General features: G+C 39.5%; 12 protein-coding genes. 2 read left to right on the forward strand and 10 right to left on the reverse strand.

Going from position 1 to position 14,562, the window contains the following annotated elements; genetic code table 11:
- Positions 1-45: 45 nt before the first annotated feature.
- The 5 genes from clpB to SCALIN_RS06010 all read right to left on the reverse strand — a co-directional run bounded on the left by clpB (position 46) and on the right by SCALIN_RS06010 (position 8,558).
- Positions 46-2,631 (reverse strand): ATP-dependent chaperone ClpB, encoded by a 2,586-nt coding sequence (gene clpB / locus SCALIN_RS05990; RefSeq protein WP_096893499.1) that lies wholly within the window; start codon positions 2,629-2,631, stop codon positions 46-48.
- A gap of 108 nt (positions 2,632-2,739) precedes the next feature.
- Positions 2,740-4,680: a molecular chaperone DnaK gene (gene dnaK / locus SCALIN_RS05995; RefSeq protein WP_096893500.1), complete on the reverse strand. Its 1,941-nt coding sequence runs from the start codon at positions 4,678-4,680 to the stop codon at positions 2,740-2,742.
- Between the two features lie 419 nt (positions 4,681-5,099).
- Positions 5,100-5,891: a 4-hydroxy-tetrahydrodipicolinate reductase gene (dapB, locus tag SCALIN_RS06000; RefSeq protein WP_096893501.1), complete on the reverse strand. Its 792-nt coding sequence runs from the start codon at positions 5,889-5,891 to the stop codon at positions 5,100-5,102.
- Positions 5,892-5,914: 23 nt separating this feature from the next.
- Positions 5,915-6,799, reverse strand: a complete 885-nt coding sequence (locus SCALIN_RS06005; protein WP_096893502.1) for a rhomboid family protein — start codon at positions 6,797-6,799, stop codon at positions 5,915-5,917.
- A gap of 148 nt (positions 6,800-6,947) precedes the next feature.
- Positions 6,948-8,558, reverse strand: coding sequence for an LptF/LptG family permease (locus SCALIN_RS06010; RefSeq protein ID WP_096893503.1), 1,611 nt, complete (start codon positions 8,556-8,558; stop codon positions 6,948-6,950).
- A gap of 220 nt (positions 8,559-8,778) precedes the next feature.
- On the opposite strand from SCALIN_RS06010, the gene SCALIN_RS06015 reads away from it, so the two are divergent.
- Positions 8,779-10,662, forward strand: coding sequence for an ABC transporter ATP-binding protein (locus SCALIN_RS06015; protein ID WP_096893504.1), 1,884 nt, complete (start codon positions 8,779-8,781; stop codon positions 10,660-10,662).
- A gap of 2 nt (positions 10,663-10,664) precedes the next feature.
- Complete coding sequence (rfbD, locus tag SCALIN_RS06020; RefSeq protein ID WP_096893505.1) at positions 10,665-11,522, forward strand: dTDP-4-dehydrorhamnose reductase; 858 nt, start codon at positions 10,665-10,667, stop codon at positions 11,520-11,522.
- Positions 11,523-11,524: 2 nt separating this feature from the next.
- Here the strand turns inward: rfbD and SCALIN_RS06025 are convergent, their stop codons facing one another.
- The 5 genes from SCALIN_RS06025 to SCALIN_RS21985 are packed head-to-tail and all read right to left on the reverse strand — an operon-like array spanning position 11,525 to position 14,538.
- Positions 11,525-12,163 carry a transaldolase family protein gene (locus SCALIN_RS06025; RefSeq protein WP_096893506.1) on the reverse strand — a complete coding sequence of 213 codons (639 nt, stop codon included), beginning with the start codon at positions 12,161-12,163 and terminating at the stop codon, positions 11,525-11,527.
- A 7-nt stretch (positions 12,164-12,170) separates the two neighbouring features.
- Positions 12,171-12,638 (reverse strand): YehS family protein, encoded by a 468-nt coding sequence (locus tag SCALIN_RS06030; RefSeq protein WP_096893507.1) that lies wholly within the window; start codon positions 12,636-12,638, stop codon positions 12,171-12,173.
- A 21-nt stretch (positions 12,639-12,659) separates the two neighbouring features.
- Positions 12,660-14,078, reverse strand: coding sequence for a RecQ family ATP-dependent DNA helicase (locus SCALIN_RS06035; protein WP_203415373.1), 1,419 nt, complete (start codon positions 14,076-14,078; stop codon positions 12,660-12,662).
- Between the two features lie 45 nt (positions 14,079-14,123).
- Positions 14,124-14,390 carry an HP0495 family protein gene (locus tag SCALIN_RS06040; protein ID WP_096893509.1) on the reverse strand — a complete coding sequence of 89 codons (267 nt, stop codon included), beginning with the start codon at positions 14,388-14,390 and terminating at the stop codon, positions 14,124-14,126.
- Positions 14,383-14,538, reverse strand: a complete 156-nt coding sequence (locus tag SCALIN_RS21985; protein WP_162532175.1) for a hypothetical protein — start codon at positions 14,536-14,538, stop codon at positions 14,383-14,385. The genes SCALIN_RS06040 and SCALIN_RS21985 overlap by 8 nt, the downstream gene beginning before the upstream one ends.
- Positions 14,539-14,562 lie beyond the last annotated feature (24 nt).

Below are 14,562 nucleotides of genomic sequence, written 5' to 3' on the forward strand. Positions count from 1 at the left end.
GCTGTCCGGCAGTAAAACTACCGGACAGTCAGAAATTTTTTACTATTATTTTGTATGAAAAGTTAAAGACAAGCCCTCAGAGTCCACGATTATCTCATTTACTCCCTGAAATTTACCCTGAAGTATTTCTAATGAGAGAGGGTTTTCAATCAGTTGCTGAATTGTACGTTTTAATGGCCTCGCACCATAGAAAACATCATACCCCTTCTCTACCAGACACTTTTTAGCAGATTCAGTCACTGACAGTTTCAGGTTATGCTGGCTCAGTCTCTTTTTAAGTCCCTCAAGCTGTATCTCAACAATATCTCCAATTTGTTCTTTTGTCAGGCTGCTGAAAATTATTGTTTCATCAATACGGTTCAGGAATTCCGGACGAAATGTGTCTTTCAAGGTTTTTTTGATATTTGCATCCAGTTCGTCCCTGTTTCCATGACTAATAAAATCCTGGATATACTGACTTCCGATATTCGAGGTCATCGCGATTATTGTATTTCTAAAATCAACCGTTCTTCCATGACCATCAGTCAACCTTCCATCATCAAATACCTGGAGTAAAACATTAAAAATATCTCTATGTGCCTTTTCAATCTCATCAAAAAGAATTACTGAATACGGCCGACGTCTTATTGCCTCTGTCAATCTCCCTCCCTCTTCATAACCAACATATCCGGGAGGAGCGCCTATGAGCCTGGCAACAGAGTGTTGCTCCATGAACTCAGACATGTCAATCCTTACCATCGCATTTTCATCATCAAAGAGAAAAGAAGCCAACGCCTTACATAATTCTGTCTTGCCAACACCCGTAGGGCCCAGAAAGAGAAAAGTCCCTATCGGGCGATTGGGGTCCTGCAAGCCGGCTCGTGCACGTCTGACAGAATTTGAGACTGCTTCTATTGCTTCGTCTTGTCCGATGACCCGTTCTCTTAAACGTTCTTCCATTCTGACAAGCTTCTCTTTTTCACCCTCCATCATCCTTGAGACTGGAATACCGGTCCATTTAGATACAACCTCTGCTATATCATCAGTGTCAACTTCTTCCTTAAGCAGACATCGCTCTTTTTGAATATCCTGTAATCTTTCATGCTTTTCTTTAAGTTTACTGTCATATTCACTGAGCAAACTATATCTTATTTCCGCTACTTTTTCCAGATCACCATTTCTCTGGGCAGTCTGCTCGTTTACCCTTGCCTGATCAATTTTTGCATTTAAGTCCTGAATCTCTTTTATTACCTGTTTCTCATTTTCCCAGTGCAGTCTTAATGCGCGGCCATCTTCTTTGAGCCCAGATAGTTGACGCTCCAGCTTTTCAACCCTTTTCCCTGACTCCTCATCACTCTCTTTTTTTAACGCTTTTCTTTCAATTTCCAGTTGCGTTATCTTCCGCTCTACTTCATCCAGCTCAGTTGGCATACTGTCTATTTCCATCCTCAACTTTGAAGCAGCTTCATCTATCAGATCTATAGCTTTATCAGGTAGAAATCTATCGGAAATATATCTATGTGAAAGTGTTGCCGCTGCAACCAGTGCAGCATCCTTAATCCGGACACCATGATGTAAATCATAACGTTCCTTTAAACCACGCAGGATCGCAATAGCATCTTCAACAGATGGTTCATCGATATATACCGGCTGAAATCTTCTTTCCAACGCCGCATCTTTTTCAATATACTTCCTATATTCATCTAAAGTTGTTGCACCAATACAATGAAGTTCCCCACGAGCCAGAGCAGGTTTCAGGAGGTTGGATGCATCCACCGCCCCCTCCGCAGCCCCCGCACCAACAACCGTATGCAACTCATCAATAAAAATGATTGATTGCCCTTCAGAGGCATCAATGTCTTTTAAAACAGCCTTTAAACGATCCTCAAACTCTCCTCTAAATTTTGCACCGGCAATCAGAGCTCCCATATCGAGAGACATCACCCTTTTGTTTTTAAGTCCTTCCGGGACATCACCGTTAATAATCCTGAGGGCCAGGCCCTCAGCAATAGCCGTCTTACCAACACCTGGTTCTCCAATTAATACAGGATTATTTTTTGTCCTTCGAGATAGTACCTGGATTGTACGCCTGATTTCATCATCACGCCCAATGACAGGATCTAATTTACCCTTAGACGCCAGTTCTACAAGATCTTTGCAGTAGCGCTCAAGAGCCTGATATTTTTCCTCCGGGTTCTGGTCAGTAACTCTCTGACTTCCCCTTATATCCTTTAATGCCGAAAAAATTTCAGATCTGTTAACACCTGATTCAAGCAGTATTTTGCCTGCAGTGCTTTGTTTGTTATCTGTTATGGATATTAAAAGATGCTCGGTGCTTACGTAGTCATCCTTTAATCTACCGGCTTCAGCAGTAGCATTGTTGAATATATCCTTCAATTCATTACTGATATATTGCCCCTGCACTCCACTCACCTGCGGTAAAGATTCTACGGATTTATTGGCTTTGGCAAGAACCGTACTACTATCCACTCCCAGTTTCTTCATAATAGGAACCACTACTCCCTGTTGCTGCTGAAGAAGGCTGACAAGAAGATGTAATGGATCTACCTGTTGGTGTCCTTTTGTAGCTGCAAACTGCTGGGCGTCCTGTATTGCTTCCTGAGCCTTTATTGTAAATTTATCTAATCTCATTTTTTAATCCTCATAACGTATGAAACAAAAAAAGCCGGGGGAAACCCGGCTTTTCTTTATTAAAAATGCTCACTTTCTCCAGTGAAAAGTGGAATAAATAATGATATTTTACTCCTTAACCTCATAATCAGCATCAATAACATCATCACCTTCTTTGCCTTTTTTAGAATCTTTTTCTTCTGAAGGTTTCTCTCCGGCAGAAGCCCCTTCCGTTGATGCTTCCTGACCGGCGGCTGCCTGTTGCTCTTTGGCTGCTGCTTCATACATAGCCTGCGACAATTTGTGAGATTTCTCCTGTAGCTCATCTATAGCCTTCTTGATCTCTTCAACATTTTTTCCTTCTTTAGCTGTTTTCAGTTTTTCCAATGCCTGATTAATGTTGTTTTTTTCAGTCTCATCAACCTTATCACCATGCTCTTTCAGGGTGTTCTCTGTCGAATAAATTACCTGGTCAGCCTGGTTTAGTACATCTATGACCTCCCTGTTCTTTTTATCTTCTTCTGCATGCAGTTCTGCTTCCTTTGTCATCTTATCGATTTCTGCCTCAGATAAGCCGGAAGAAGATTTTATCTGTATAGATTGCTCTTTACCGGTCCCAAGATCTTTAGCTGACACATGAAGAATACCATTTGCATCAATATCAAAAGATACCTCAACCTGTGGAATACCTCTGGGCGCAGAAGGAATTCCGGTTAACTGAAATCTCCCAAGTGTACGATTATCAGTCGCCATTGAACGTTCACCCTGTATTACATGTATATCTACTGCCGTCTGGTTATCCGCAGCAGTCGAGAAAATTTCCTTTTTGTTAGTAGGTATCGTTGTATTACGAGGAATTAAAACAGTGCTGACACTGCCTAATGTTTCAATACCTAATGAAAGTGGAGTAACATCCAACAGCAAGACATCATGGACTTCACCCGCAAGAACCGCCCCCTGTATAGCAGCGCCCAGTGCAACAACTTCATCAGGATTTACACTTTTATTCGGTTCTTTATTAAAGACCTCTTTTACCAGCTTTTGAACAATGGGAGACCTTGTTGTTCCTCCAACAAGTATTACCTCGTTTATGTCACTAGAGCTGATTTTTGCGTCTTTCATGGCCAGTTCACATGGTTTACGACACTTTTCTACAAGGCTGACAATCAGTTGTTCGAACTTTGCTCTTGTCAAGCTCATGGTCAAATGTTTAGGTCCGGACTGGTCTGCTGTTATAAAAGGGAGATTAATCTCAGTGGTTGTTGAAGTTGAAAGTTCACATTTCGCCTTTTCCGCAGCCTCTCTGAGGCGCTGCAAAGCCATATGGTCCTGCCGAAGTTCTATGCCCTGCTCTTTCTTAAACTCATCAGCAATATGATTCAATAAAACCTGGTCAATATCGTCTCCACCAAGATGAGTATTGCCATTTGTAGAGAGTACCTCAAAAACTCCTTCACCGACTTCTAATATAGATACATCAAATGTACCGCCACCAAGGTCAAAAACAGCTATTTTTTCGTTTTTCTTCTTATCAATGCCATATGCCAGGGATGCCGCTGTCGGTTCATTAATAATACGAACTACATCCAACCCAGCAATTGAGCCGGCATCTTTTGTTGCCTGTCTCTGGCTATCATTAAAATAAGCAGGGACTGTAATAACTGCTTTCTTGACTTCCGTGCCCAGGTAATCTTCAGCGGTTTTCTTAAGATTTTGAAGCACCATTGCAGAGATTTCCGGAGGTGTAAAACTATTCCCCCTTGCCTCTACCTTTACTAATTCTTCAGGACCACCTACTATTTCATACGGTACCAGTTTTTCTTCCTCAGCGACTTCATTATGCCTCCTACCCATAAAACGTTTAATAGAAAACACCGTATTTTTTGGATTTATAACAGCCTGGCGCTTGGCAAGCTGCCCAACCAGACGCTCATCTTTATCAGTAAAAGCCACAACAGAAGGAGTAATCCTGTTCCCTTCGGAATTTGTTATTACTTTGGGCTGATCACCTTCCATTATAGCCACTACTGAATTAGTAGTTCCCAAGTCTATTCCAATAATTTTTTCCATCAAATTCTCCTTTATAATATTAAATTATATACTTTTGCTTAAACAGTTTTATAATTGTTTTATTTTTTCTTTAAGAAGATTTTGCCTGATCCTATTTGTCAAACATATAAGGTTGAATATGAATCAAACAATCTTCTTACTTGTATCTGGAAATACGCAAAATATATACCATATATTATACAAATCTCATAAACAATTATGATATAGAAACTTACAATATATATACAAATTTTACAATACTAGTACCTTCTTTATCTGAATCCATATTATGCCATAATGGCATATTTTTGCTGAAATCGAATTTTGACATGACAAATGGAATTTTGCGGAAAGTTTTTGTGTGAATTGCGTAGTTGGTAGATGTAGCGACAATGGAACAATCAGGCAAACAAACATCTGATACAACAATGATACTATTGTCAAGAACCTAAGGCATCTTTCATATTATAATAACCGGGTGGTTTTCCAGCCAGGAATTTTGCAGCACGGAGAGAACCCAGGGCAAAAGAATCACGCGTTTGTGCTTTATGAACCAATTCAAGACGCTCTCCTGCATTACAGAACGTTACCGTATGTTCTCCTACAATATCTCCTGATCGAATTGAGTGTATACAGATTTGATCTTGTGGCCTTTCGTCAGTAATCCCTTTACGCCCATAAATTACCACTTCATCCATTTTTCGATCTGTTGCTGAGCATATATTTTCTGCCAGCCTTAAAGCTGTGCCACTCGGCGCATCTTTTTTATAACGATGGTGTGATTCAATTATCTCTATATCAGTTTCATTACCCAGGATTTTTGACACATACTCTGCAAGGTTAAAAAGCAAATTTACACCAACGCTCATATTTGGTGAAAAAAGGCATGGTATAGTTTGAGATGCATCTTTAAGCTGCCCCATTTGTTTCTTATCAAGACCGGTAGTACCTGTCACAATGGCAACTCCCCTATCTACACAAGCTTTCAGCCTATTCATTGTAGAATCAGGAGAGGTAAAATCTATTAATACCTCAGGTGAACCACTAAGCTCTTCCGATATTGTTATATCGTTATGCCCCCGGCTGATTATAGTGCTCAAATTTTTTCCGATGCATTGGTGACCCTTCCTTTCAAGAGCAGCAACCAATTGCAAATCTTTGTCTTCTGCTACCAGCGTCGCAATCCTTAATCCCATGCGCCCGCATACACCGTTTATTGCTACATTAATCATTATCTTACCAACTCTCTTTTTTTCTATTTATCACGTGTTTTTCTATATCTCTTACTTGCGTTTCTGAGAAAGTTCCTCTCTCTCCTTGTTAAACTCTTCATACCACCCTGGTTCACTTTATCTAACAAACTATCAACCTGTCCCTTAAGGTCCTCCTCTTTCTGGTACTCTTTTTCCTGTTGTTGCTTCTGCCATGACAAAAGAAAGCTGCTAAACCTGGGTTCGTAACGGATGAACAGGAAGCCATAAATAAGTCCTCCTAGATGCGCAAAATGCGCAGTATTACCACTTGCCGGCATAATACAACTGATAACGGTGATACCTGCAAAAATCATAACAAGATATTTTGCCTTAATCGGAAACACGATGAAGATTATAGTGGAATTCGGATAAAACATGGCAAATGCAATTTCTACGGCAAAAATCGCACCTGAAGCGCCAATGATTGGACTATAAGGAGTAAACAGACAGCAAAAGATACCTGCAAAGATGCCTGCTGTAAAGTACATAGTCAGAAACTTCCTTGTACCCATTGCCCTTTCCACTTCACTACCGAACATCCATAAAACCAGCATATTGAATATTATATGCCATGGGCTTGATACACTATGAAGAAACATATACGTTACAAATTGCCATAACCACAACTTTCCTATAGCAAGAGGTTGATAGAGCCAGAAAACCGTAGTAAACTGGTCTGGACCAGGCATTAACTGATGACCTATAGCATCTATATCAGTGCCGGAAGAGGCGCCTCCCCATTGTGAACTAATAGTAGAAAACAGAAGCTGGATGACAAAGACACTGACATTTATAATTATCAGTATCATTATAGCCCTTGTCCATTTACTTCCTATTGAGAGGCCAAATCCAGGCCCCGGTTTGTAATGACTATCGTTGTATGCCATTTTCGATCGAAACCACTATTTATGAAAACTTATAACTTATTTATAGCAACTATAACCGCAGACTACGTTAACTGTTCAATATAACTAATTCAATGGAAATGTCAAGATTGTTATAACTGTTTTACGAACTGAAAATTATAAAAAATGATTACTGTGCCATTATTTTTTTAAACAAGAACACACTGAGAATAAGATTAACAATATTTGCCCCCCAGACTGAAGGAATAATCGGAAAGTTCATGCTCTCTGCTACAACTAACCCCGTTGCAACCAATGGATAGTAAATAAAAAGTATTAAAATAAAACTTATACCCAGACTGACAAGTATATTACTGCTCCTTGTCATTATACCTAGTGGAATCCCTATTAAAATAAACGAAAGGCTTGCAAGCGAAGGCGACAATCTCTTGTGTATGTTTACTGTTAATTCCCTTCTCATATTCTGCTTTTCTGCCATTGAAATTTGCCCAACAAGTATCAGGCGCTCTTTCTCAAGTTCTTCTTCACTGCGGTTAAGTTCCTGAATTTCCAGTGTGACTTCCTCAACTTTTTTGTTCTCTTCCTCTATTAATCTTTGAGATATTAATATCTTTCGCTTTGTTGTTTTAATCCTCCGCTTTTCCTTCTTTATTATTTTATTTATTAAGGCAATATTTTTAGCATACTCCTCATCCCTATCACCTTTATGTTCCAGGTTATCCGTATCTTCTTCATTGTCCTTTTCTATAGCCAGCTTTCTAATATTTCCTTTAGCCACATTAATGTAATTTTCATAGATATTAAGATTAAATCTGGCACGTTTTATTGCACCCTCCTGCCTGGAAATATTTGCGGCTGAATCTTTTCTCTTCTTTTCCGCTCTCTGCAGTTTCATGCTGACTTCACTCTTTTTCTCGTTAATCGATGAAATCCCTCTTGTTGCACGCTTAATAGTTTTTTCAGAATTTTTAAATGGCTTGTCTAAACTGCTTAACTCATTATTAATTTCTCCTCTTTGTTCAATAAGACGTGTCAGAGTAGTATATTTAAGGGCTGAATGACGTACTTTTTGCCTTAATGGGATTGCAAATACCGCTTCCTCGAAACTCCCCATTGTGGGAGAATCAACACTATAATCAATGTCCGGCTTAAGAAATTCACCTCGCCTTAACGTTAAGAATACCTGAGTACCGTCTTCGTCTATCTCTATTTCACCCTCCTCTGCTAATAGTATGTTGACTATATAGTCGTCAGCGTATTCAAAAACGGCAATGTCTTTGAAGTTGTTACTTTCCACGCTACCAATAAAAATCTGGTAAGGATGAAAATCAATCTTCTTTTTAGCCGTAATAAAGTGTGTTGCAAGAACTCGTTTAACGGCCTTCTCTTGAAGTTGTCTCACCTTAAAATAAGATTTTGGCAAAACTTCGGCATTAAGATACAAGGTCAATACACTAAAAAAGATACCAACAATAACTATTGGTACAACTAAGTGGTAAAGGTGTATCCCTGCGGCTTTAGTTGCCGTTATTTCATTGTCAGCACTAAGTCTTCCATAAGACATAACAGTCGCCGTTAGTAACGAAGACGGTAATGCATGTGGCATGGTGTATATAGCCATATATGGCAAAACCGAAAAAAGACTTGGAACATCAAGCCCTTTATGAAGCAATTGTATGGAAAAACCCAGTAATAACACAAATTCAAAACATAGAAGCGATGGCAAGAATGTCCTGAACAACTCTTTTACTAAATATTTATGTAATATCTGTATATTCATCAAATTCGCGAATTAATTCTTTTTGTGTAAGATCTCGGATTTCAAGATCTTAAGGTTGATTATATCTATCCTGCTTTGAATTGGTCAATAACAAATATTTGACAGTGAATGTACTGTTCAAAATACAATCTTTTCATTGACAAAAGCCTTATGTGTGATACCATCATTTTGCAAATTATCAAGCAATTTAACAATAAAACCTGTTAAAAAATATCGACATATGTCAAAAAATAACAATATGATAACAGAATGTGCCAGGCTGTTTTCATACGCTAAACCACATTGGAAGATGTTTTTTCTCACCCTGCTCTGTATGGCACTTTTCACACTGTTCATTGGCGCTCAGTTAGCATTAATTAAGCCCGTAATAGATCGATTGATAAGAGGAGAAACGGCAAAAACTTCGTCTGTGACACACAGTGTTCATAAGGAAAATAATTCTGTAGATACATTTAGCAGCTTAAAACGAAAAGCTACCTCCAGAGTAACAGGAACAGCCTTTGTATCAAAATTTGATAAATTGTTTAAGAAATATACTCATTCTTTTACTTTTATAGGAATTCTTGTGGCAATTCTGGCCCCATTCATTTTTGCCTTTAATTATCTTCAAACATACCTGAAAAACCATGTTATGTGGAGCGTACTCATGGATATACGTAATCACCTATGCGAACATATCCTGCCACAACCTCTGAGTTATTTCGATAATAGAAAAAGCGGAGAACTGATCTCCAGACTCACGAATGACATTAATGCTACACAATTTGGTCTTTCGATCCTGTTTGATAGTATTCTCCTTCAACCTATGCGCCTTATATGCGGATTAGGACTGGCATTCTATTTCAGTTGGAAACTTTCAATGTTTACATTTGTATTATTTCCCGTTGTTATTATACCGGTGATTGTATTTGGGCGTAAAATAAAAAAGTATGGAAGGCGAAGCCTTATGCATTTGGGAGAACTTACGGATGCAATGAGAGAAATGTTTTCGGGAATAAGGACGGTGAAAGCCTTCAAGATGGAAGATGAAGAGATCGTAGAGTTTAAAGCAATAAATTCAAGACTCTTTAAAAGAGTGATGCAGACAGTTAAAGCAAAGGCATTGAATTCAAGCACTACGGAGTTTATCTATTCTATGGGATTAGCCGCTATAATCATCATTGGAGGTTATGTTATCTCATCCAAGACCATCTCTCCGGGTTCACTTGGAGGTTTTGTCACCGTAACGGCGTTTTTGATACTCACATCAATAAAAAGACTGGCTAAAAGCTATGGAAAACTGCAGGAATCCTTAGCAGGTGCAAGTCGTGTCTTCGAGTTAATAGACCAACATCCTACAATCATAGATAGCCCTGATGCGATAGAACTGAAAAAAATTGAGAATGAAATAGTATTTAATAATGTAAACTTTGCATACGAGACCATTCCAGTCCTCAAGGACATCAACTTAACAGTACAAAAAGGACAGATTATTGCTATTGTGGGAGAAAGCGGTGCCGGCAAATCTACGTTACTCGATCTGGTTCCGCGTTTTTACGATCCAACAAAGGGAAGTATCAAGATTGATGGAATAGATATTCGCCTGATAAAACGCGACTCACTTCTTGATCAAATCGCAATTGTCTGCCAGCAGACATTTCTGTTTAACAGAAGTTTTAAAGACAATATTCTGTGCGGGAGAAGAAGCGCAAGTACAGAGGAAATAGAGAATGCGGCTCAAGCGGCTAATATACATGATTTTATCATTAATCTCCCAAAGGGTTATGATACTATAGTAGGAGAGCAAGGAGTAAAGCTCTCAGGTGGACAAAAGCAGAGGGTGACCATCGCCAGGGCAATACTGAAAAATGCGCCTATTTTAATTTTAGATGAAGCAACATCTTCCCTGGATTCTGAATCTGAAAAGCTTGTACAGGGAGCATTGGACAATTTAATGAAGGACAAAACAACTTTCGTTATCGCACATCGTCTCTCCACTATACGTCACGCTGACCGAATTGTAGTCTTGAAAAAAGGTTGTATCGTTGAGACAGGCACACATGGCGAACTCATAGAGATAGAGAGTGAGTATAAAAAACAATATAGGATACAGTTTGATACATAATAATGAAAATATTAATTACCGGTTCAAACGGGATGCTTGGAACAGACCTTGTCGACCTGTTTAAGAACAGAAAGGCTTCGCTTGATCCCAATCCGCAAGTGATAGAAGCCCCGTATGAAGTGCTCGACATCACACTTGAAGATAAAGTATCAGGCTTTATATCTACACAGAAGCCGGATATCATTGTAAATTGCGCGGCCTTTACAAATGTTGATAAATGCGAAACAGAAAGAGGAACAGCATTCAATGTTAATGCCGTGGGGCCAAAATATATCGTGGCCGCTGCAAAAGAGTGCGGCGCCAGGCTCATTCACATCAGCACTGATTTTGTATTTGACGGAAATGGTGACAGACCATATACCGAAGAAGACCAGACCAATCCGTTGTCAGAATATGGCAGAACAAAACTTGAAGGTGAAAAAAATATACAGAGCCACTGCAATTCGTATCTTATAGTAAGGACATCCTGGTTGTTCGGACATAAAGGGATCAACTTTGCTGCAACAATGTTAGAATTGTCATCGAAGTATAAAGAGCTGTCCATTGTTACTGATGAAATCGGTTCCCCGACGTTTACTCCTGACCTGGCAAAAGCACTTTTGACATTAATAAATCATAAATGTGAAGGTATTATAAATGTCTCTAACTACGGAAGCTGCTCACGATATGAATGGGCAGAGTATATCTTTAAAGTAATGGGCTGCAAAATTCAAATCAAACCTATAAAATCCTCTGAATATAAACGTCTCGCAAGTGTCCCCCTGAACTCAACCTTGAACTGTCAAAAGTTCACTACAATTACCGGTATGAAAATGAGGCACTGGCAGGAAGCGGTGGAGTCGTATCTGAAGAAACAATAATCTTACATCTGAAGGCCTGATCCATTTGCGTTAAAGTCCTTAACAGCATCTTCGGAATGTTCGTGATATGTTAACCCACTTAAGACATCAAAAGGCAGGGTTATATGATCAGCGCCTGAAAGAATAGCCGAACTTGCCTCCACCGGAGACTTGAGACTTGCAGCAAGTAGCTGGGTCCGGCTTCCCTGGAGTACACTGCTGATTTCTGTAATGAGTGATAGTCCGTCACCTGACAATTTTGTTACCCTGCTGACATAAACAGCTATATACCGAACACCTGACTCTCTTGCAACCAGAGCCTGCGCAACGCTGTAAACAGCGGTAATGCAACATGGAATCTCCTGAGGAAGATACCGTATTATTTGAAATCCCAATTTTGTAGGGGGAATCTTAAGTACAAGCTGCTCTCCTGCAATCTCCTTTGCAAACTGTGCTTCTTCCAGCATCTCTTCTTTGCTCGTTGCTATGAGCTGGTAAAATAACAAACCCATATTTATTTCTGTAAGCAGCCGCAGTGTATCAGCAACAGAAGGATTTGAGTTTGCCAAAAGGATTGGGTTAGTGGTAATTCCCTGGACCCAGCCTGATCCTTTTGCCTCTTTTGCCTGTTCAACATCTGCAGTATCTAAGAATATTGACATAGTTTTTTCAATCTTTTAAACGTGTAGTTAATCCTTTTAAAAAATTTCTGAGTATCTGGTCACCACACTCCTTATAGTGCCTCTGTCCCTCTTTTCTAAACAGCGCTGATAACTCCGATTTTGAAAGGACCATTCCCGCCAGTTTTAACGTGCTGAGCATCTCATCCTCTCTGAACTTCAGCGCAATTCTCAGTTTTTTCAATATGCTATTATTTGTCAAAGGCAGGTCCGGTGTTGTCACATTCCCCGGCATATTCTCTCTCTTGCCTCTTTTATGAATAATTAAACCATCCAGAAAACATTCAAGAATATTATCACCACACTCTACATACCCCTCTTCCTCTTCCTTCTTGAGTAGATTGATTAAATCAGGTCTGGCAATTTCATATTCAGATAGTTTAAAAATCTCTATCATTTTCGAATCTTTAATGTCCAGAGCGTATCGTAAACGTCTTAAAATATCATTATTAGTCATTATTAACCCCTAAGGTCTAAATTACCCGTACGGCAATCCAAAATACTCATGGATGAACGCCTTTCGATCACCTTCATACTTTGTATATTGTACTAGCGTGTAAAGTTTTTGCTGGTCCCGCTTGAGTTTAGTGTCCAGATAATTCTGATCAATTAATTGAGGATGAATGCCAGAAAGAATTTCAATCTTTAACGGCTCAACGTTTAGTTCGATTACTCCATATCGGTCAAACATATTCAGGGCTGTTTCCAGTCTGAAATCATGTCCGCTTCTGTAATGAATATTTTCCTTAAGCCAGTCCAGACCAAATGCCGATACTTTTTCCATATTCTCTTCCAGAATGTGATATACCCTCTGATAATATTCGGCAGCAGGATTGTTCCACCTGATAAAATTCATATGGGTTAACAAATCGTGTTCGTCGTATAGCAGAGTACATAAAGAGTCCCTGCCGTCGCGGCCGGCACGGCCGATTTCCTGGTAATATGATTCAATAGAGCCAGGTATATCCGCATGAACAACAAAGCGAATATCTTCTTTGTCAATGCCCATTCCAAACGCGTTTGTTGCCAAAACCAGCGTATCCTTCCCTCTCATAAACTGCTCCTGCACTTTAGAGCGCTGCACTCGCTCAAGACTGCCATGGTAGCAGAGATGTGCAATCCCTTCTTTGTTTAACAGGTCACTGAAATTATCAAGTTGTTTGATAAGGGTAAAATAGACGATACCATTACCATCATATTTATTCGTAATAGAAATAATATGTTCCAGCTTTTCGTCACTACTGAATACCTTTTCAACCTCTAAATGTAAATTAGGACGATCTATTCCGCCATGAAACATCTTAACCTCTCCAGTATCCAGGCAGAGAGTTTTGATAATATCTTTTTGTACATCTGGTGTGGCTGTGGCAGTCAGTGCGATTGTAACAGGATTACCTAATACCTCGCGGAACTCCTGAATCCTGGTATAGTCCGGACGGAAATCATGCCCCCATTCACTTATGCAGTGCGCCTCGTCAACTGCAAGGAGGTCAATAGAGTTCCCGGAAAGAGCCTCAATAAAATCAGGTTTACGAAAACGCTCGGGAGTAACGTAAATAATCCGGTAGTTACCGTTCTTAAGCGCCGCGTATCTTGCTTCCCTCTTCTCCCGTCCCAATGATGAGTTGATGTATGCCGCGTCAATACCCCGCCTCTTCAATGCATCTACCTGGTCCTTCATCAGCGCGATAAGAGGAGAGATTACTACGGTGAGGCCCTCATTCATAAGAGCAGGTATTTGATAGCACAGAGATTTGCCAATACCGGTAGGCGCTACTACCAGAGCGTGTTTACCAGCTAACACATGCATGATAATCTCTTCCTGTTTCCACAGAAACGATGAATAACCAAAATAATCTTCTAATACTTTTACAGGATCCTGTTCAGCTAAAAGCAAAATAATTTCTCCATTATCAAATTAATATTCAACATGTCTATTCTATTAAAAAACAAACTTTATGTCACTATGCTCCTTGAACGCAAGATAGATTTTATTACGATATGTTTCGTCACCTACTAAAACAGTTATGTTAAAGCTTACATATTTCCCCGTTTTACTGGTATTGGAATCTTTGATATCGTAGTCGCTATCTTGTATTATGCCTGCAACTGCATTATGAACCGACTTCTTATCGTGACCAATAACCTTGTAAACCCATTCACAGGGATAATCAACACCTGTTTCTTCATTGTCTCTTTTCTCAATCATCTAACGTCCTTTTATCTTTGAGTATATCAGTAAAAATATTGAAGGATTCATCCCAGACAGCATCTTGTAATGAGAGATATTGATAACCCAGGCGAGTCAGGTGCAATATCGAGGGGATTTTTACCCTTGTATCTTCATTAAACTTCATGGTTTTCTTTTTATTTTATGAGCA

The sequence above is a fragment of the Candidatus Scalindua japonica genome, assembly GCF_002443295.1.
Lineage (GTDB): Bacteria > Planctomycetota > Brocadiia > Brocadiales > Scalinduaceae > Scalindua > Scalindua japonica.

Excerpts from the sequence above, each read along its gene's own strand:
- dapB (WP_096893501.1), bottom strand. The coding sequence starts at position 5,891 with ATGATTAATGTAGCAATAAACGGTGTATGCGGGCGCATGGGATTAAGG.
- SCALIN_RS06040 (WP_096893509.1), bottom strand. The coding sequence starts at position 14,390 with ATGATTGAGAAAAGAGACAATGAAGAAACAGGTGTTGATTATCCCTGT.
- SCALIN_RS06010 (WP_096893503.1), bottom strand. The coding sequence starts at position 8,558 with ATGAATATACAGATATTACATAAATATTTAGTAAAAGAGTTGTTCAGG.
- rfbD (WP_096893505.1), top strand. The coding sequence starts at position 10,665 with ATGAAAATATTAATTACCGGTTCAAACGGGATGCTTGGAACAGACCTT.
- SCALIN_RS06025 (WP_096893506.1), bottom strand. The coding sequence starts at position 12,163 with ATGTCAATATTCTTAGATACTGCAGATGTTGAACAGGCAAAAGAGGCA.
- clpB (WP_096893499.1), bottom strand. The coding sequence starts at position 2,631 with ATGAGATTAGATAAATTTACAATAAAGGCTCAGGAAGCAATACAGGAC.
- SCALIN_RS06015 (WP_096893504.1), top strand. The coding sequence starts at position 8,779 with ATGTCAAAAAATAACAATATGATAACAGAATGTGCCAGGCTGTTTTCA.
- SCALIN_RS21985 (WP_162532175.1), bottom strand. The coding sequence starts at position 14,538 with ATGAAGTTTAATGAAGATACAAGGGTAAAAATCCCCTCGATATTGCAC.
- SCALIN_RS06005 (WP_096893502.1), bottom strand. The coding sequence starts at position 6,799 with ATGGCATACAACGATAGTCATTACAAACCGGGGCCTGGATTTGGCCTC.
- SCALIN_RS06030 (WP_096893507.1), bottom strand. The coding sequence starts at position 12,638 with ATGACTAATAATGATATTTTAAGACGTTTACGATACGCTCTGGACATT.
- dnaK (WP_096893500.1), bottom strand. The coding sequence starts at position 4,680 with ATGGAAAAAATTATTGGAATAGACTTGGGAACTACTAATTCAGTAGTG.